The sequence below is a fragment of the Arcicella aquatica genome, from assembly GCF_034928825.1.
Lineage (GTDB): Bacteria > Bacteroidota > Bacteroidia > Cytophagales > Spirosomataceae > Arcicella > Arcicella aquatica.
In genome coordinates this window covers 126,853-148,082 of the sequence record NZ_JAYFUL010000003.1, presented here as the reverse complement: position 1 = coordinate 148,082, position 21,230 = coordinate 126,853, and the positions used below count along the sequence as shown (strand labels likewise).

The 21,230-nt window shown below is 35.5% G+C and carries 9 protein-coding genes and 2 CRISPR repeat arrays (1 of these 11 running past the window's edge); of the genes, 5 read left to right on the top strand and 4 right to left on the bottom strand.

Going from position 1 to position 21,230, the window contains the following annotated elements:
- Nucleotides 1–35 precede the first annotated feature (35 nt).
- Together VB264_RS03725 and VB264_RS03720 are read right to left on the bottom strand one after the other, a co-directional pair.
- A complete protein-coding gene (locus VB264_RS03725; protein WP_323246879.1) occupies nt 36–950 on the bottom strand; it encodes an alpha/beta hydrolase in 915 nt (304 codons plus the stop codon).
- Nucleotides 951–987: 37 nt separating this feature from the next.
- Nucleotides 988–1,914 (bottom strand): EamA family transporter, encoded by a 927-nt coding sequence (locus VB264_RS03720; RefSeq protein WP_323246878.1) that lies wholly within the window; start codon nt 1,912–1,914, stop codon nt 988–990.
- Between the two features lie 67 nt (nt 1,915–1,981).
- On the opposite strand from VB264_RS03720, the gene VB264_RS03715 reads away from it, so the two are divergent.
- The 5 genes from VB264_RS03715 to VB264_RS03695 all read left to right on the top strand — a co-directional run bounded on the left by VB264_RS03715 (nt 1,982) and on the right by VB264_RS03695 (nt 9,896).
- Nucleotides 1,982–4,030, top strand: a complete 2,049-nt coding sequence (locus VB264_RS03715; protein ID WP_323246876.1) for a S9 family peptidase — start codon at nt 1,982–1,984, stop codon at nt 4,028–4,030.
- Nucleotides 4,031–4,086: 56 nt separating this feature from the next.
- Nucleotides 4,087–6,513 (top strand): zinc-dependent metalloprotease, encoded by a 2,427-nt coding sequence (locus VB264_RS03710; protein WP_323246873.1) that lies wholly within the window; start codon nt 4,087–4,089, stop codon nt 6,511–6,513.
- 337 nt (nt 6,514–6,850) lie between these two features.
- On the top strand, nt 6,851–7,477 hold the full coding sequence (locus VB264_RS03705; protein ID WP_323246871.1) for a Uma2 family endonuclease: 627 nt from the start codon (nt 6,851–6,853) through the stop codon (nt 7,475–7,477).
- Nucleotides 7,478–7,602: 125 nt separating this feature from the next.
- Entirely contained in the window at nt 7,603–9,063 is a 1,461-nt protein-coding gene (locus VB264_RS03700) for an APC family permease (RefSeq protein WP_323246869.1), read from the top strand.
- Nucleotides 9,064–9,185: 122 nt separating this feature from the next.
- Nucleotides 9,186–9,896, top strand: coding sequence for an SDR family oxidoreductase (locus VB264_RS03695; protein WP_323246867.1), 711 nt, complete (start codon nt 9,186–9,188; stop codon nt 9,894–9,896).
- A gap of 82 nt (nt 9,897–9,978) precedes the next feature.
- Here the strand turns inward: VB264_RS03695 and VB264_RS03690 are convergent, their stop codons facing one another.
- Entirely contained in the window at nt 9,979–10,821 is an 843-nt protein-coding gene (locus VB264_RS03690) for an SDR family NAD(P)-dependent oxidoreductase (protein WP_323246866.1), read from the bottom strand.
- Nucleotides 10,822–10,937: 116 nt separating this feature from the next.
- A complete protein-coding gene (locus tag VB264_RS03685; RefSeq protein WP_323246864.1) occupies nt 10,938–11,894 on the bottom strand; it encodes a hypothetical protein in 957 nt (318 codons plus the stop codon).
- A gap of 167 nt (nt 11,895–12,061) precedes the next feature.
- Nucleotides 12,062–16,204: direct repeats of the CRISPR family, unit length 29 nt; unit sequence ATTTCAATTCCACTTGGTACGATTAAAAG.
- 74 nt (nt 16,205–16,278) lie between these two features.
- Nucleotides 16,279–21,230: direct repeats of the CRISPR family, unit length 29 nt; unit sequence ATTTCAATTCCACTTGGTACGATTAAAAG; it runs 18,078 nt beyond the window's last position.

The window sequence follows — 21,230 nt, the reverse complement described above, 5'->3', positions numbered from 1 at the left end:
GAGCATAAGCTAAAGTTCACGGCTGATTACAAAAGCTATTTGCTAAGTAAACCCAACGAATCCATCCAGTTTTTCACATTATCCATCCATTTCTCTTTGGTGGTTTTATTGTTCAAACCAAATCCGTGCCCCCCCTTAGGATAAATTACTAATTCAGCCAATACCCCATTTTTTTGTAAGCCTTGGTAAAACTCTAAAGAGTTTCTAACAGGCACCGCTGTATCATCACCAGCATGTACTAAAAAAGTAGGAGGCGTTTCGGCAGTAACATGCAATTCATTTGAATATTCATCAATCAAAGCTTGGTCAGGCGTTTTACCAATTAAATTGATTCTTGAACCTGCATGTCCAAAGTCCTTAAAAGTAATAACAGGATAACCCAAAATCATAAAATCAGGACGGACAGAAACTTCGCTCGTCACCTCTCCTACTTGTTTATTAAAATGTGTTCCTGCGGTTGAAGCCAAGTGGCCGCCCGCTGAAAAGCCCATTATGCCTATTTTACTAGGATTAATACCATACTTTGCAGCATCTTTCCGAACTGTTCTTAGTGCTTGTTGTGCATCTTGTAAGGGAGCAATCGATTTATCAATTTGTGCATCACTATTGGGTAATCTATATTTTAATACAAAAGCTGTTACACCCATTTTATTAAATACACTCGCCACATCTGACCCTTCGTGACTTGCAGCTAAAATAGTATAACCTCCACCCGGACAAATAATTACGGCAGTACCATTTGCTTTGTCGGCATCAGCAGGATAGACGGTTAAGGTAGGAACGGTTACTTCTGAAATTCTAAGTACACAGTTTTTATCAGTAACAGATTTTTGGGCATTAGGTACTTGTTTCGAATTCGGAACACCATTTGGATACAATGGCATTTCTTGTTGTGCCTGTGCGTACTTCATGCAGCATAAAAAAGAAAATGTTAAAATGATTTTTTTCATACGATTGGTTTTGAAAGGTAAAAATTTGATAATGATGTTATGTATTTTTTGTAATAGCTTTGTTTTTGGCAGTAGTAATCAAAATCACAGCTGTAATAATGATACCCCCTGCCAAAAGCATTAATGGATGTAGGCTTTCGCCTGCAAACAATGAACCCAATACCATGGCTACTAACGGATTGACATACGTATAAGTAGCAACCAAGGTTGGAGAAGTTACTTTTGATAACCAGTTAAAAATTAGAAAAGCCAAAGTAGATCCAAAAACTACTAAATAAATAAAAGATAAATATGCTTTGGGTTGGATATTGGTAATATCAAAATGACTAAATTCTCCTAATCCTAAGCTGATAATCAAGGAAATAATCCCCCCCGTCATCATTTGCATTCCCGAAATCTGGGAAGCGTGATAATTAAATATTTTTGCTTTTTTGACGATTACCACCCCTATATTCCAAGCTGAAGTAGCCAAGAACAGGAATAAAACGCCTAATCCATAATATTGTTCAAAGCCTTTTAGGGCTAATGTTTTCAAACTCATCAAGATTCCTACACCAACAATGCCCAACAATGCCCCGGCAATTACTTTCGGTTTTGGTTTTTCATGATTGAATACCCAAAGTAAAGAAACCAACATAACAGGTCCCAAGGCTGAAAACAAGGCTGAGTAGCTTGAAGGCATCCATTTGGCAGCTATGGTGAATAATCCATTACCAAAGCATAGCATCAAAAAGCCAGTAAAAAAGCAAGTGACCAACATTTTACGCGAAGGCTTCTGATACTTTTTACTAACGATAGAAAAAAGAAAAAGTATAGTGCCCGCTATTAGATTTCTAAAACCAGAGGCCATCATTGATGGAACGGTTTCTACAACAAACCGCAACGCTAGATAAGTAGAACCCCAAACTAAGTAAAGCGTAATTAGTCCTGCCCAAATTTTAAGTGGTTGATTTTGATTATTCATGACACAAAATTGGCGTTTTTTTACGATATTTAAACTGTAAAAACAAACTATTCATCAATCAACCTCCATGAAAAAAAATGTCATTATTTTACTTTTACTTTCTCTGAGTACATTTGCTCAAAAAAATAGTAGTTTAACATTTGAAGATTACCTGTCTTTACGAAATGTAGCGAATCCTGTTATTTCACCAGATGGGAAAAATGTTGTTTTTTCGGTTACAACAGCAGACTGGAAAGAGAATAATTATGACACAGAGTTGTGGTTATCTAAAAACAAGCAAACGCCCTTTCAATTAACCAGAACACTAAAGGGGAATAGCGTAGCTGCTAGTTGGTCGCCTGATAGTAAATGGATTGCTTTTTTAGCAGACAGAGGAGATAAAAATCAAATTTATGTCATCAGAGCTGACGGTGGAGAAGCACAACAAATAACCAAAGAAGATGAAGGAATTAATAGCTTTAGCTGGTCGCCAGATGGTAAAACTTTGGCGATTTCTATCACCGAAAAAGATTCAAAAAGCCTAAAATCAAAAAAAGAACGATATGGGGGCTTTGAGGTAGATGATGAAGAATTTAAACTTTCTCATTTATGGCTGGTAGATTTTTCAACAGATTTATTTCCGTCACCCAACGAAAAGCCTTGTTATGATTCAAAAGATTCGACTAAAACTTGTATTACCCTACCTAAACCTCGCAGATTAACCCAAGGCGATTTTACGGTAACCTATTTCAAATGGTCGCCCGATGGTGCTAAGATTGCTTTCACACATCAACCCAATCCTTTAATTCAGTCAAATGCTCATGCAGATATTTCTTTTATAGACGTTTCTACTAAAAAGAAAAGCCTTTTAGTAAGTAATGTTGGGGGAGATTTTTTAGAAACATGGTCACCAGACTCTAAAAGCATTCTTTATGCTACTTCGCTAAGCGACACTATTTCTAATTACTATAAAAACTCAAAAACATTTAGTATTGATTTAGCGACAAAAACATCAAAATCATGGGTTTCTGATTTTGATGAAAACATTAATGTAATAGAATGGGCAAATGAGGGCATTTATTTTACAGCTTCACAAAAGACCAAAATGAAATTGTTTTTGGCAGATAATATAACGGGCAAAGTAAAAGAAATTCAGGCTAAATTTGATTTGATAGCTAGTCCAAGTTTTTCAAAAGATGCTAAACAAGTTGCCTTTTTAGGGAGAAATTATGATAGCCTTTTTGATATACAAATTGGTGAAATAGCTGATTTGAAATTTACAGCATTAACTAACATGAATGCTCAGATTGCTAGTTGGCAAACGGCTAGTAGTGAAGTAATAAAATGGAAAAGTAAAGACGGGGCAGAGATTGAGGGTATTTTGCATAAACCCAAAAATTATGACCCTACCAAGAAATATCCTTTATTAGTATTGATTCATGGTGGTCCAACGGGCGTTGATGTGCCTACACCAACACCAGGTGGAAGCGTTTATCCTATCTTGCAATTTCTGGAAAAAGGCGCTTTAGTACTTCGTCCGAATTATCGAGGTTCTGCTGGATATGGTGAAGCTTTTCGTTCGTTGAATGTTAGAAATTTGGGTGTTGGCGATATGTGGGATGTAATGTCGGGTGTTGATTATTTAAAAAGCAAAGGCATTGTTGATACCACTCGGATGGGGTCAATGGGTTGGAGCCAAGGTGGATACATTTCAGCATTTTTAACGACCAATACCAATGTTTTCAAAGCCATTTCGGTAGGTGCAGGCATTTCAAATTGGGTAACATATTATGTGAGTACTGACATTCACCCTTTTACAAGACAATACCTACAATCAACCCCTTGGAGCGATAAAGACGTTTACTTAAAGACGTCTCCGATGACCAACATCAATAATGCTAGTACACCAACACTGATTCAGCATGGAGAATTAGATAGAAGAGTACCGATTTCAAATGCTTATGAGTTATTACAGGGTCTTCAAGACAGAGGTATTCCTTCAAAACTGATTGTTTACAAAGGTTTCGGACACGGAATTACTAAACCCAAAGAACGCCTAGCGGCGATGTGGCACAACTGGATTTGGTTTAACAAATATATCTGGAAAGAGGCAGTAGAAATGCCTTTAGATAAATAAAAGCTTTTATATTATTTACTCACTTAATTTAATTTTCATCAACTTATTACAATTCAATGAAAAAACTACTTTCCATTACTTTATTGTTAATTTTCTTTCAAGGCTATGCCCAGAAACTGCCCACTATTGCTGAAAAAACGGCTTCCTTCAAAAAATATGAAGGTTTTATGAATTATTGGTGGGATGAAGACAATGGCAAAATTTGGCTTGAAGTCGCTAATCTCAATCAAGAGTTTCTATACATTACTTCACTTCCTGCGGGTTTGGGTTCAAATGATATTGGACTAGACCGTGGCCTCTTAGGCGATGAAAAAGTGGTATTTTTCAACAAAGTAGGTAGAAAGATTTTATTAATTCAGCCCAATTTAAAGTATCGTGCTATCACAAACGATGCCAATGAGAAACGTGCAGTTATGCAATCTTTCGCACAGTCTACTATTGCAGGTTTTACCGTTGAAGCCGAAGAAAATGGCAAATATTTGGTAGACATCACCGACTTGCTAATGCAGGATGCCATGGGTGTAACCGACCGTATTAAGGGCATGGGCGAAGGCTCTTATTCATTAGACAAATCTCGTTCAGCCATGTATTTTGAACGTACTAAAAATTTTCCACAAAACTCTGAATTTGAAGTAAGCCTAACCTTTACTGGTGGAAGTGACGCAGGAAGATTTGTAAGATCGGTTACCCCTTCGTCAGATGCTATCACTTTAAGAATGCATCATGGGTTTGTGCAATTACCAGATAATCAATTTGAGAAAAGAGAATTCGACCCACGTTCTAGCTTTAATGCGATTTCGTATTTTGACTATTCGACTCCTGTAAGCGAACCTGTTGAGAAATACTATACCGTAAGACATCGTCTAAAGAAAAAAGACCCTAGTGCTAAGGTATCAGAGGCAGTAAAACCCATTATTTATTATTTAGACAATGGGACTCCAGAACCTATTCGTGCGGCTTTGTTGGAAGGTACCTCTTGGTGGAATCAGGCTTTTGAAGCCGCTGGATATAAAAATGCTTTTCAAGTAAAACTATTGCCAGATGATGCCGACCCAATGGATGTTCGTTACAATGTAATCAACTGGGTACATCGCTCAACGCGTGGTTGGTCGTATGGTGCTTCAGTGATTGACCCACGTACTGGCGAAATTCTGAAAGGGCATGTTACTTTAGGTTCATTACGTGTTCGTCAGGATTACCTCATTGCGCAAGGCTTACTTTCTCCATTTGAAAATGGCAAAAAATTAGACCCAGAAAAAGACCCGATGCTGAAAATGGCTTTGGCTCGTCTTAGACAATTGGCTGCCCATGAAGTGGGTCATACGTTAGGTATTATGCACAACTATTCAGCAAGTACGAATGATCGTGCTTCGGTAATGGATTATCCTCATCCACGAGTAACCTTGAATGCCAAAGGTGAAGTTGATATGTCTGACGCTTATGCTGTGGGTATTGGTGCATGGGATAAAGCTTCTATTGCTTTTGGTTACCAAGATTTCCCTAAGGGAACTGATGAAAAAGCGGGGTTAAACAAGATTCTGCAAGAAGCTAGAAATAAAGGTTTATTGTTTTTAACCGACCAAGATGCTCGTCCAGCAGGTGCAGTAAGTCCGAATGCTCATTTATGGGATGAAGGTAAAGACCCTATTGAAGGGTTGACAACACTATTGAAAGTAAGAGAAAAAGCGTTAAGTAATTTTGGCGAAAAAACGATTCGTGAAGGGGTGCCAATGGCTTTTTTAGAAGATGCTTTAGTACCAGTTTACAACTTACATCGTTATCAAATAGAAGCCGTTGCTAAAATTGTAGGTGGGGTAGACTATCGTTATGCTTTACGTGGTGACGGACAAACTCCAACGATTTTGGTTTCAAAAGAAACACAGCAAAAAGCCTTGACAGCGGCCATTAAATGTTTAAGTCCAGAAGTATTAACGCTTTCAGAAAGCATTATCAAATTGATTCCTCCTCGTCCAGCGGGATATAATGCATCAAGAGAATTGTTTAAAAAGAGAACAGGTTTAGCATTTGACGCTTTAGCAGCAGCGGAATCTGCGGCAGATTTTCCTTTGCAGTTCTTATTACATCCAGAACGCGCTTCAAGAATAGTAGAATATGCATCTCGTGGTGAAGGCTTAACGTTGGATGATTTGACCAGTCAATTAATAGAAGGAACATTTAAAGCCCCACGTCAAAAAGGTTTAGCCCTTGAAGTACAGTATCAAACAGAGCAAATTTTGTTGACACATTTATTGGCTTTAAGCGTAAACGAAAAAGCTAATTATCAAGCCAAAGCATTGGTTGCTAAAAGTTTAAAAGACTTAAAAGCTTACATAGAAGAAAGTAAAAAAACAGTAAAAGACTCAGGATATTTAGCACATTTGGATTATGCCTTAGAACGCATGAAAAGTCCATCAGCAGCCAAAATAGCGGTTCACAAAGAGTTACCTCCAGGTGCACCAATTGGTTGTGAAGACGAGTTTTAAGAAAGTTTATAAAGATGAGTCATCCCGAATTTAAAATCAAAAAAAGGTCTAAAACTAATTTAAATCACTTTTTTGTAATTGATGGATAACGAATTCCTACTGTTTGAGCGGAGCGAGTTTAGGAATTCTTGATTTTTTTGTTACTTTTTGCATCAAGGCAAAAAGTAAGGACGAGAATGAAATCTAAAAACTCTGAAATCTTTTAAAGCTCACTATTTAATCAGAAAAATTCGGGATGACTCATATTTAAGTCTCTAATACAGATTACATGAGTCCAATTGACACTAACTGTAATACAAGTAATATTTTTCATTATATTTGATTAAAAATAAAGGTTATGGTAGTTGCTAAAAATATCAAAGAAGCCATACTATCTGAGCTTAACACTCAGCAGTTGGTTCGAATTCCAGCTTCAGAGGAAGAATATTTCTCTGTCGTAGCGGATTTGCCTTTTAAAATAGAATATCATGAAAATGAGATTATTACGATGGGATTAGCATCTTTATGGCATGAAGCCATTATTATGAATCTGGGTAGAATATTCAATATACTCTTTTTCAAAAACGAAGATATTCTGGTTTTAGGAAGCAATTCTGGTGTACAAATTCCAAAGTTTGAAGGTGGATATTATATGCCTGATGTGATGGTTGTAAAAGGTAGCCCTGTTTTTAAAGCAAACTCCCGAGCAATCATTACGAATCCTTATATCATTGTTGAAGTACTTTCTCCAGCCACCAAAGCCTTTGATTTATCAGAAAAACTATCTGAATATAAATTATTGAGTAGTCTTCAACAAGTGATTTACATCAATCCTGAGAAAGTAAGTGTTTCTACTTTTATTCGTTCTGATAATCCAAATACTTGGATAAATCAAGACTTTTATTCTCTAGAAGATTCAATCACTGTAGAAGAGAATAGTATTTTGGTATCAGATATTTATCATAAAATTAAGTTTGAGGAGTAACCATTTTGATTATTAAGCATAAAGCCCAATTGTTCCTTATGAATGATTGGGCTTTGGTTTTATTTTGAAATCAGGCATCATTTCGTTAAGTTTGTTTATCAACCAAACTAACCCAAAGTCCTTCAATGGAAAAAAACACTTCCCCTACTTCATCACAAGAACTTAAAAAAGAACTCAGCCTAATTGATGCCACTATGATTGTGATTGGCTCAATGATTGGTTCTGGTATTTTTATTGTTTCAGCAGACGTTACTCGTAACCTTGGCTCACCTGGTTATTTATTATTGGCTTGGATTATCACAGGTATCATTACCTTAATTTCAGCCCTCTCTTATGGCGAATTGGCAGGTATGATGCCTAACGCTGGCGGTCAATACGTTTATTTAAGAGAAGCCTATAATTCCTTAACGGGTTTCTTGTTTGGCTGGACAACCTTTTTAGTCATAGAGACTGGAACTATTGCAGCAGTAGCTGTGGCTTTTGCCAAATATACAGGCGTATTATTGCCACAATATATCGGTACTGAACACAAACTCTTATTCTTTGATACGCAACAACTCCTCGCTATTGCCCTAATTCTTCTACTTACTTTTATTAATATTCAAGGGGTAAAAAATGCCAAATTGGTACAATTAATCTTTACTGTTACCAAAATTGGGGCATTGTTGGGTTTAGCAGTTGTAGGAATCATTGTAGGCTCCGACCCTAAAAAAGGAATGTGGGCAATTAATTCAATTGACTTCTGGAGTCCAGTAAAAATCATTTGGGAAAATGGAAAAATCATGGACTATGAATATTTGTCGGGTATAGGTTTATGGTCGGCAATGGGTTTAGCCTTGATTGGTCCTTTGTTTTCTTCATCAGCTTGGAACAATGTTACTTATACGGCGGGAGAAATGAAAAATCCTAAACGTGATATTCCACTAAGTTTACTATATGGAACATTGACGGTAAGTGCTTTATATATTTTAGCCAATGTTGCTTATTTGATGCTTTTGCCTGTACAGGGACATCCAAATGCGACAGATACGCTTTCAAGAGGAATTATGTTTGCGAGCAACGACCGTGTAGGAACGGCAGCTGCTGAAATGATTTTTGGAAATCCTGCAACTATCATTATGGCAGTTTTTATCATGATTTCTACTTTTGGCTGTAATAATGGTATTATTTTATCAGGAGCCAGAGTATATTATGCCATGGCAAAAGATGGACTTTTCTTCAAAAAAGCTGGGGAATTAAACAACAAAGGGGTTCCTGCCTTTTCGTTATTAATTCAATGTGGATGGGCCTGTTTGCTTTGTTTGACAGGAACTTATGGAGATTTATTAGATTATACCGTTTTTGCTATTCTAGTATTTTACATCCTTACTATTGTAGGTGTATTTATCCTGCGTAAAAAACAACCTAATGCACCAAGACCTTACAAAGCTTTTGGGTATCCTGTAATTCCTGCAATTTATCTTTTATTTGCTACAGCACTTTGTGTTAATCTTCTGATTTACAAACCTATCCCATCTTGGGCAGGTGTTGGTATTGTAGCCTTGGGCGTTCCAGTTTTTTATTTATGGAAAAAGAAAAAAGTTTAGTCGAACTTCAAGTTATCTCTTAATGTTACTCTAATGCGAATTGCCTTGTTCGTTTCATGTCAGGATGAAGAACAAGGCAATTCTTTTTCATAATTACTGAAACAAACTTATTTTTTAAATCAATGACAAACATTATCAAAACAGCTCTTATCACAGGAGGCTCAAAAGGAATAGGCTACGGCGTTGCGGAAGCCCTAATTAAAGATGGCATTAAAGTAGCAATCACAAGTCGTACACAAAGTAGTGCAGACGAAGCGGCTACAGCATTAAATAAAATCAAAGAAGGTTTTGCAATTGGTATTGAATCTGATGTAAGAAATTTAGCTTCACAACAAAGTGCTGTTGATACCATTATTGCTACTTGGGGTAGACTTGATTATGTTATTGCCAATGCAGGGGTGGGTCACTTCGCTCCTATCCAAGACCTTACGGCTGAACAATGGCAGGAAACCATTGACATTAATTTAACGGGAACTTTCAATAGTATTAAGGCTGCTTACACTGCATTGAAAGAAACTCAAGGATATTTTATTACGATTTCTAGTTTGGCAGGTACCAACTTTTTCGCAAATGGTGGGGCATACAATGCTAGTAAATTTGGCGTAGTAGGTTTTTCTCAAGCCATTATGATGGATTTAAGAAAAGATGGCATTAAAGTTACAACCATCATGCCAGGGTCAGTAGCTACCCATTTTAACGGACATGTTCCTTCAGAAAAAGATGCTTGGAAAATTCAACCAGAAGATATTGGACAAATTGTAGCAGATTTAATCAAAATGCCTGCAAGAACGCTACCTAGTAAAATAGAGGTTCGTCCTACAATGCCTGCTTAATTTAATGGTGAGTTAGTGAATTGTGAATGAGTGATTTTTTTTAGAATAAGCATCCTCTCAATTACAATTCACTAACACCAAACTAAATAAACGCCTTTGTTGCTTCTAAACTTTTTTCCCAACACCATTCAACACTTTCTGGAGTGATACCACTATTGAAGGTCGAAGCTGGTTTTGATTTTGTAAAATAATACCCATTTCTGAATCTTAAATCCTGAATATCTGTAGTAGCCAAATAGATAGAAGTAGCCGCACCTTTTTCAACAGAAATCATGAATGGACGAGCTAGCGCAAAACCTATTTTTAGTAAGCCATTCATATCGCTTCCAAAATTTGACTTTACTACTCCCGGATGCACACTATAAGCAGTAATTGAAGAATCTTTATAATACTTAGCAAGACCTTTGGTAAACAAAATGTTGGCTAGTTTACCATCACCATAAGCACCCATATCCGATAATTTTGTATTATTTTTCTCGAAAAGACGCGTTACTTTTCCCAAAGCATGCGCCGCAGAAGAAAGATTAATCACCCTACTTTCTTTTGATTTCTTCAATAAATTAATCAAATTCATCGTCAATACAAAATGCCCTAAATGATTTGCCACAAAAGATTTTTCATATCCATCTTTCGTAAAAGAAATTCCCACAGGTGAATATCCAGCATTATTAATCAAGCGGTCGATTATAGTATATTTTGTTTTAATCTCATCTGTAGCTTTTTTAACAGAAGCTAAATCTATTAAATCAGCAATAATAAAAGTCATTTTAGTTGTGGGCGCAACTTTTAAAATTTCAGATTCCGTAGCCATTGCTTTCTCGTGACTTCTAACTAGCAAAATCAATTCAAATTTGTCAATAGCCAAAGCCTTTGCTGTAGCTAACCCAATACCAGAATTTGCACCTGTAATCAAAGCTATTTGCATATTTTTTTTATTCTAAAGGTTATAAATTAAACGAGCAATCATTTTTAAAACAGATGGCATGACTTAGTGAGCCATGCCATCTATTTTAATTTCTTTGAAGATAATATTACTCCTCTTTAATTATAAACGAACTCTACTTGATAAAGTTGCTTTTGTTTTTTCTTTAGAGGAGGAATCGTATTGATTTTCAAGGTAATAAAATCAGCATCCGTCGAAGAACTATAGTTAACATCAGTATTACTTTGTTCTGTCCAGTTTCTAGTAAGTACTTGCAATTGTTTTTTTAATGTTTCAAAATAAGCCTTTACATCTGCTTCATTCTCACTTTCTAGCAAAATACTTTTATAATTAGCGGTTTGTCCCCCATTATCTTGAAAAATAAAAGCAGACTTCCCAGCTACCAATTCAAAAGATGTTTTAAAGCTTTCTAGTCCAGCACTTTTATCTTTCTTCTCCTCCTTTTTATCCTTTTTAATTTTTTCGCCAGTAATATTTTTAAAGTTCACCTTCTTAGATTTCTCAAGAGCTTTAAATTGATTAGCAAAACTCTGGTCTAGTCCAGCTTCTATTACCGAAGGCGTTGTTATCGTTTTTGTAATTTTATACCTCCCAGTTTGTCCAGCATCCATTGAAGTAGCCAACAAAGTATATGTCCCAGTAACAGGCACAACATAATGGAATTTATTAATACTATTTCCATTAAAAGGTTGAGAATCGTAGCTAAGCTCCTGTTTATCCTTAGCAGGTGTTTTCAAGCTAAGCATCACTCTAAAATTTGAAGAAGAATGTTCTAAAAAAAGCTCTTCACCCGCATGAAGCAATAATTTATAAGAATCATAAAAACGTTTTTCTCCATTTTGATTAGCTGTTAAATCCTTGCCAGTTAGACTAGCCTCGACAACATCATTTGCTTGTTGAACACCCACCTTTAGAGGATTTTTATTAAGTAGCTCAGTAGAATCAATTTTTGAAACTTTGACAGGAGGAGCCTTCTTAGCAGGTTTTTTCTTTTGGGCTAAAGTAGTAAAACAAAAAGTTAGAGAGATAAAAAAAAATAACAACTTAGTTTTCATTTTATGGGAATTTTGTGATTTCACGCAAGAAGGCACAGAAAAGTAAAACATGCAAATTTTGAAGAGATTTTGAGCAAAATTAATATCGCATAAAAGGCTTCTGTTATATCCTTAATACAATCAGAATTAAATCTCAGCCATAAAATAACGATTAAGTTTAGCTCCTTATTTCAATCCCTTTTGGTGCGATTATAAGTTCCGTTTATCCCATGAAAAATCGATATCAAAATCGGCATTTCAATTCCACTTGGTACGATTAAAAGGTAATGTTCAGTAAGATTAGGCATTACAAAGATAAATTTCAATTCCACTTGGTACGATTAAAAGCTATTACCATCGCTCAGGATGCACACACTAAGGAGCATTTCAATTCCACTTGGTACGATTAAAAGAAACACTTATCTTTGTGTACTTAAACATAATAACAATTTCAATTCCACTTGGTACGATTAAAAGTGAAGAAATGTTTATTGGATTCAACTATTTTGAAGACAATTTCAATTCCACTTGGTACGATTAAAAGATATACCGCTTCAACCAGCAATAGACCTTTCACAGTATTTCAATTCCACTTGGTACGATTAAAAGAAGGATAATAGATTTGAAGAAATTATACTTTGCAGATTTCAATTCCACTTGGTACGATTAAAAGTAGAGGATTGCGGTATGAAAACGAGGATGGTAATCATTTCAATTCCACTTGGTACGATTAAAAGTTAGGCAATATGTTAGGGTCTGAAACCAAAATAGGTATATTTCAATTCCACTTGGTACGATTAAAAGATCATCATCCCAGTGACCTCCAGCAGCACTACCACCAGATTTCAATTCCACTTGGTACGATTAAAAGATTCTGAATGTTGACATTGAAGATTTAAGCGACTATATTTCAATTCCACTTGGTACGATTAAAAGGCTCAAAGAAAACTTACCATTTATGACCCTACGTGATTTCAATTCCACTTAGTACGATTAAAAGCAGTATGCAGACAAGACAGTAACCTTTTTAGTGGAACATTTCAATTCCACTTGGTACGATTAAAAGTCTAAATAATAACCGTATGTTCTTGTTACTGTTTGATTTCAATTCCACTTGGTACGATTAAAAGATGATATTAAGGGCAAGTTCCATAGCAGCTTTAGAAGATTTCAATTCCACTTGGTACGATTAAAAGCATTTCAGAATTCAGCAATACAAGCTGTGCCTGAAGATTTCAATTCCACTTGGTACGATTAAAAGATAGGATTGATACAATTGCCTATTACCGTGTTGAGATTTATTTCAATTCCACTTGGTACGATTAAAAGTACTGATAAAATCTATGTGACGGGACAGGTAACAGGCGAATTTCAATTCCACTTGGTACGATTAAAAGTACTGATAAAATCTATGTGACGGGACAGGTAACAGGCGAATTTCAATTCCACTTGGTACGATTAAAAGACTTAACAAAATCGAAGGATTACGCTCTAGTAAAATTTCAATTCCACTTGGTACGATTAAAAGAAAACAAAGAACTACACGCCGATATTGTTAGTCTTATATTTCAATTCCACTTGGTACGATTAAAAGTTTTTTGTCTCGTAATTCTCGTATTCTTTCTCCAATATTTCAATTCCACTTGGTACGATTAAAAGCATCCAAAACGGATATATATAATACATTGGCATCCGATTTCAATTCCACTTGGTACGATTAAAAGAGTAAGTTAAAGCTAAGTGCCAAGCCACTAAGACAATCATTTCAATTCCACTTGGTACGATTAAAAGGTATGTGGCAGATGTATTGACAGATACACGAACTTAATTTCAATTCCACTTGGTACGATTAAAAGTGTAGTAGATTGGATTTCTATTACTAGAATTTCGGTATTTCAATTCCACTTGGTACGATTAAAAGAAAGCTTAGAGGTTATTTGCGACGGTGCCGAACCTAATTTCAATTCCACTTGGTACGATTAAAAGTAGGATAATGTTGCACCCGTTTCGTACCCGAAAAAAATTTCAATTCCACTTGGTACGATTAAAAGGAATTAAAAGGCGAATGCGGTTGTGTGTTGGTAGGTACATTTCAATTCCACTTGGTACGATTAAAAGTGTACACCGTCTATATGGCAAACGACGGGTCGTAATTTCAATTCCACTTGGTACGATTAAAAGACGCTTAGAAATTTGGGACAAACCGAGCCTTTTCTGGGCATTTCAATTCCACTTGGTACGATTAAAAGTAAGTAACATAGCTCGGTTAGTGTAGTCAAGTGGATTTCAATTCCACTTGGTACGATTAAAACAGAAGTACTTTCGTTTTTAGAAGTGCTTTCTATGTCTATTTCAATTCCACTTGGTACGATTAAAAGAAGTACTTTCGTTTTTAGAAGTGCTTTCTATGTCTATTTCAATTCCACTTGGTACGATTAAAAGTGGAAGCACAAGAAAAAACATTTGAAGAGTCAGTAACATTTCAATTCCACTTGGTACGATTAAAAGTATTTGAAGATGATGTACCAAAGGTTTATAACGAAGATTTCAATTCCACTTGCTACGATTAAAAGATAATAAAAAAACCTTAATGATTGCACCCGACGAACATTTCAATTCCACTTGGTACGATTAAAAGACAAAAACTTTTATCGAAGAAGTGTTTGTCGATAACGTTATTTCAATTCCACTTGGTACGATTAAAAGAGCTTCATTGCGTGTTTCGGGAGAGTCATCCTCTAGATTTCAATTCCACTTGGTACGATTAAAAGTATGAGTGTCCTGATGGCACTGTAGAGGTAGACTCATTTCAATTCCACTTGGTACGATTAAAAGCAGTACTTGTTAATCGAATCCTTTTAGGTGCAGATGGATTTCAATTCCACTTGGTACGATTAAAAGTTGACAGAGAATTCAGTAAAAGAGTAAATGCAGAACCATTTCAATTCCACTTGGTACGATTAAAATGACTTTGTAAAACGTGCTATTCAGGAAGGTTCATTTCAATTCCACTTGGTACGATTAAAAGAATGGTGGGTCATATATGTACCGATTATTGAGCGCATTTCAATTCCACTTGGTACGATTAAAAGTAAAATTAAGTTCATTGATTCGGAAGGGAATTACAAATTTCAATTCCACTTGGTACGATTAAAAGTACGCTAAAAAAGCCATACACTACTAAAGAGATTGCATTTCAATTCCACTTGGTACGATTAAAAGTAACACGGAGGTATGGCAAGGTTTGTATTTAACAAATTTCAATTCCACTTGGTACGATTAAAAGTTGGGAAACTTTCGGCTGCTGAAAGTAGCCTACAAAAATTTCAATTCCACTTGGTACGATTAAAAGTCCAGACCTGACAAATACCTCTACTGTCAAATACCGATTTCAATTCCACTTGGTACGATTAAAAGATACGATATCCAATCGATGCGAGCTTTGCCAGGTGTATTTCAATTCCACTTGGTACGATTAAAAGATTTGCCGAAGTGAGAAACCACCAATAACAATTAAATTTCAATTCCACTTGGTACGATTAAAAGGGTTTGGTTGGGCATCATCTGCTGATATTACGGATAGATTTCAATTCCACTTGGTACGATTAAAAGGATTTGAATTTGTTCCATTTGATTAGAATTGATTAAATTTCAATTCCACTTGGTACGATTAAAAGGCGAATCTCTCTCCATAGTGCTAGATTCCTTCCCATATTTCAATTCCACTTGGTACGATTAAAAGTCGTGTAGGATTATGGCTAGGAAGCTGGTGGAGCTAGATTTCAATTCCACTTGGTACGATTAAAAGTACAACTACTTGGCTAAATGGCTTTGTTCCTGCGGAATTTCAATTCCACTTGGTACGATTAAAAGCCGTTTTCGTGAATAGCACGAGAAGCCGCATGCTTTTTATTTCAATTCCACTTGGTACGATTAAAAGCCACCAACTGGAAAAATTTTCCGCATAATAATACCTTCATTTCAATTCCACTTGGTACGATTAAAAGTGCTCCAACATTAGTCTTTAACAAATTGACTCGAAGATTTCAATTCCACTTGGTACGATTAAAAGACTAGTCAAGATATGACTGTACGACGTGTGCAAATTCCATTTCAATTCCACTTGGTACGATTAAAAGATCAATTTATCATTTGAAATAACTGGAAAAGACTAAATTTCAATTCCACTTGGTACGATTAAAAGGGCTCTATGATGTTGTGGTTTGGAACTTCATTGACATTTCAATTCCACTTGGTACGATTAAAAGCGAACAGGAAGTGTTACGAGTATAGTTACACCCTATTTCAATTCCACTTGGTACGATTAAAAGATCTAAGTCTTCTTTCCTTGCCGCTTTATTCATCAATATTTCAATTCCACTTGGTACGACTGTGCATATTCTGCTATTTCAATTCCACTTGGTACGATTAAAAGAAAAAGGTAAGATTAAAGCTCCGTTTACTCGGTGATTTATTTCAATTCCACTTGGTACGATTAAAAGTGGGAGGGTCGTTTCTTCTAAGGACATGAATAGAATATTTCAATTCCACTTGGTACGATTAAAAGTGAAGCCCCAAAAGCGATTCAGGAACAGAAATACGAATTTCAATTCCACTTGGTACGATTAAAAGTGATTCTGAAAATAATGATAAACTGCTGAAAATTAATATTTCAATTCCACTTGGTACGATTAAAAGCCTAATTTTTGCTAATTCTTTTTCCGATTTTGTTTCATTTCAATTCCACTTGGTACGATTAAAAGACAAAGAAAAATACAGGACGCTTACCGCTTCCTGTATTTCAATTCCACTTGGTACGATTAAAAGTAATTATCAGAAAGCTTATAAATTGCCCAATATCTATTTCAATTCCACTTGGTACGATTAAAAGTGACTCGCTGAAATTGAAAAGTAACGACATCTGGAATTTCAATTCCACTTGGTACGATTAAAAGAGAAAGCTTGCAAACGAGCAAGTCACTTTGTAAGGATTTCAATTCCACTTGGTACGATTAAAAGATGAGTGTCCTGATGGCACTGTCGAGGTAAATTCATTTCAATTCCACTTGGTACGATTAAAAGCCAAGCCGCTGGCTCATTGCCATAAAAGCCGGAATATTTCAATTCCACTTGGTACGATTAAAAGTGCAATTAATCAGGAGTGACCAATCGGCTTCAATTAATTTCAATTCCACTTGGTACGATTAAAAGTCAGAAACGAAGCTTTGCAAGTGCCTGGCGCCATCTTATTTCAATTCCACTTGGTACGATTAAAAGTTTTATAAACAGCCAAATATATACCGCTTCCATTTGTCATTTCAATTCCACTTGGTACGATTAAAAGTTTAATTGATTATTTGCTGTTTTATTAGAATTGTCTCATTTCAATTCCACTTGGTACGATTAAAAGCCCGATTGAGAGCGATTAAAAGGCGTTGCCCTACCGTTATTTCAATTCCACTTGGTACGATTAAAAGTTTACCTGTTTCGCTGTCTTTCTTTGTGATATAGTACAATTTCAATTCCACTTGGTACGATTAAAAGATTTGTATTCCTTTTAGCCAATTGGGTGAATACCGATTTCAATTCCACTTGGTACGATTAAAAGTTTGAATTATTACCATAGCGATAAACCATTAAAACAATTTCAATTCCACTTGGTACGATTAAAAGGCGGTGTGGATATGTTTAAGAATCCTATGCGCTACCAATTTCAATTCCACTTGGTACGATTAAAAGAATGCGAGCGCCTGCAAACGCTTCCCGACGGGTGTACATTTCAATTCCACTTGGTACGATTAAAAGGTGTAATTATGGTGACCCTATTAGTTTAGTTAGTTCATTTCAATTCCACTTGGTACGATTAAAAGAAGAGGGGATTAAACTTTAAGACGATGCAAGATAAATTTCAATTCCACTTGGTACGATTAAAAGAATAATGAACTGCGTTTTGGATTCTGCGATTAGCATTTCAATTCCACTTGGTACGATTAAAAGAGAAACAACGATTCGTCATGGTCTGCACAGCAAAATTTCAATTCCACTTGGTACGATTAAAAGTTAACTGAATTGGATACTAGTCAATTTGCGAATACTATTTCAATTCCACTTGGTACGATTAAAAGCGTAAAACATCCAACAAAATGCACTTTGAAATTTTCACATTTCAATTCCACTTGGTACGATTAAAAGAGCCACCACGATAAACGGGCAAGCAACGCGCGACTAATTTCAATTCCACTTGGTACGATTAAAAGAGAATACTGGTGAAGGTTGAAAATTAGGCTTGCCAGCAATTTCAATTCCACTTGGTACGATTAAAAGGTGCCAAATAAACAATATTCAAGCCTTTACATTGAAAATTTCAATTCCACTTGGTACGATTAAAAGATAAAGTCACGAAATACTTATACAAAAGTATTTAAATTTCAATTCCACTTGGTACGATTAAAAGAGTCGAAAAAGGCACATCAGCAAAGTCTTATAAATCGATTTCAATTCCACTTGGTACGATTAAAAGGACGTGCCAATTTTGGGAAACAAACCAAGGTAGTATTTCAATTCCACTTGGTACGATTAAAAGCAGGCAGTACATAGAACATATCGATTTATGCAAGCATTTCAATTCCACTTGGTACGATTAAAAGTAATTATTTTAAAATTGTCACTGTCACTATTATCAAATTTCAATTCCACTTGGTACGATTAAAAGAAGAACGCCGAATATTCCAAGTCACCCGCTTCGTCGAATTTCAATTCCACTTGGTACGATTAAAAGCCCTATCGCATTATGGGAACAGTGCAAGCAATGTTATTTCAATTCCACTTGGTACGATTAAAAGTTCAGAAATACATGGGCTTCTGAAATGGCAAACATTACATTTCAATTCCACTTGGTACGATTAAAAGAGTTCAGACCCTTTGCAAGTAGGAACTCCTTTTAATGATTTCAATTCCACTTGGTACGATTAAAAGTAGCCAACACAACCGAAAATCAACTAAAGAAAACAAAATTTCAATTCCACTTGGTACGATTAAAAGAGGTAATATCTACGGATGCGAAAGGGGTTACTTCATTTCAATTCCACTTGGTACGATTAAAAGCTCGAAAGATTCTATTTTTGTTGTAACTGCTGTATTATTTCAATTCCACTTGGTACGATTAAAAGAAAACGATAAAAATTCTAACGGTAATTCTTTTACTATTTCAATTCCACTTGGTACGATTAAAAGCCACCTAAACCCATATTTTTACTCCCTAAAACAACAATTTCAATTCCACTTGGTACGATTAAAAGAATGTCTTTAATCTTTGGCTATAAAGTCAGAAATATATTTCAATTCCACTTGGTACGATTAAAAGGCGATTTAGCAGAAGAATCTTTTAGCGTACCGATTTAATTTCAATTCCACTTGGTACGATTAAAAGCTTGAAGTTTCAGAGAAATCTATCAGAAATTCAAATTTCAATTCCACTTGGTACGATTAAAAGTTTTTAAAGAAAACCCTTTCATGTTTCCAATAGATTTATTTCAATTCCACTTGGTACGATTAAAAGAAGGAGTGGGCGGATGGTAGAGTAAGATACGACACATTTCAATTCCACTTGGTACGATTAAAAGCTTCCAGACGTTAAACACTCTATTTCACGTTTTGATGCATTTCAATTCCACTTGGTACGATTAAAAGGATTTCCAGAGTAATAAGATGCAATGAAATTAGCTTATTTCAATTCCACTTGGTACGATTAAAAGTTTGTTAAGACCCAAATTTACAAAGCATTTATGGCGTATTTCAATTCCACTTGGTACGATTAAAAGTCCCTTTGGGTAGACAGCGGAGGCGCCACCGTAACGAATTTCAATTCCACTTGGTACGATTAAAAGAGACACCTACGGCATAAGGTGCGCAAAAGGGTACGAATTTCAATTCCACTTGGTACGATTAAAAGTCAAAACCACTTAATGGTATTAATCCAGTCACTGGATTTCAATTCCACTTGGTACGATTAAAAGAAAACGCACCATATCTACTTGTTTTTGAAAGTAATATATTTCAATTCCACTTGGTACGATTAAAAGAAAATCAATCAATCATTTTTATTAATACTCCCCAAAAAATTTCAATTCCACTTGGTACGATTAAAAGCAGTTGAACTCTTTCGCCCGACGCTTTGATAATATAAATTTCAATTCCACTTGGTACGATTAAAAGCTTCATTTGCATAAGCCGTAAACTGCATATTCTTAGAATTTCAATTCCACTTGGTACGATTAAAAGAAAATTCATTTGCTTGAGGTTGAGCGATTGCTATAGCATTTCAATTCCACTTGGTACGATTAAAAGGGAGGTGTAATGCCAGGAATTGTTGGGTTACCAAGATTTCAATTCCACTTGGTACGATTAAAAGCCTGCGACCTCCGTTTCGTAAAATCTTCTAACCTAACATTTCAATTCCACTTGGTACGATTAAAAGAGGTAGAGGAGATGGCAACGACAAGAGAACAATTAATATTTCAATTCCACTTGGTACGATTAAAAGCCCTTTGTCATGACATTTGCAGCTGTTGCCTGAGCCCATTTCAATTCCACTTGGTACGATTAAAAGGTGTTGTTTTCTTGGATATTGAGGTTGCGGGTCTAAAATTTCAATTCCACTTGGTACGATTAAAAGTTTAGGTTCTTTTGTCTGTCAATCTTCAATACAATATTTCAATTCCACTTGGTACGATTAAAAGATACATCTTTTTCAAAAACAAAAATTACAAATACAAATTTCAATTCCACTTGGTACGATTAAAAGGATTATCTATTGGATAAGAATAGAGCTTTTTCGACTGCATTTCAATTCCACTTGGTACGATTAAAAGGGAAAGACTATGCATTAATAAACGAAAACAGCTCTTTATTTCAATTCCACTTGGTACGATTAAAAGCCTATGCCATCATGGTTTATTTTCGATCATGGCAGAAAATTTCAATTCCACTTGGTACGATTAAAAGTACAAGAAAACTGGTAGAAAAGTCTATGTAAGCGTATTTCAATTCCACTTGGTACGATTAAAAGTTTAAAAGTATGCCTTATTTTCCTACAATATCTCATTTCAATTCCACTTGGTACGATTAAAAGTTAAAAAGGAGTAAAATACTTCTACCAACAGAACCATTTCAATTCCACTTGGTACGATTAAAAGAAAGTCTTTGGGAAGGAACAATCAATGAAACACCAACATTTCAATTCCACTTGGTACGATTAAAAGCTGACTCGCTAGAAGAGTGCATACATTTGATAAATCCATTTCAATTCCACTTGGTACGATTAAAAGACTTAGATTTATACCATTTATATAAGTATAT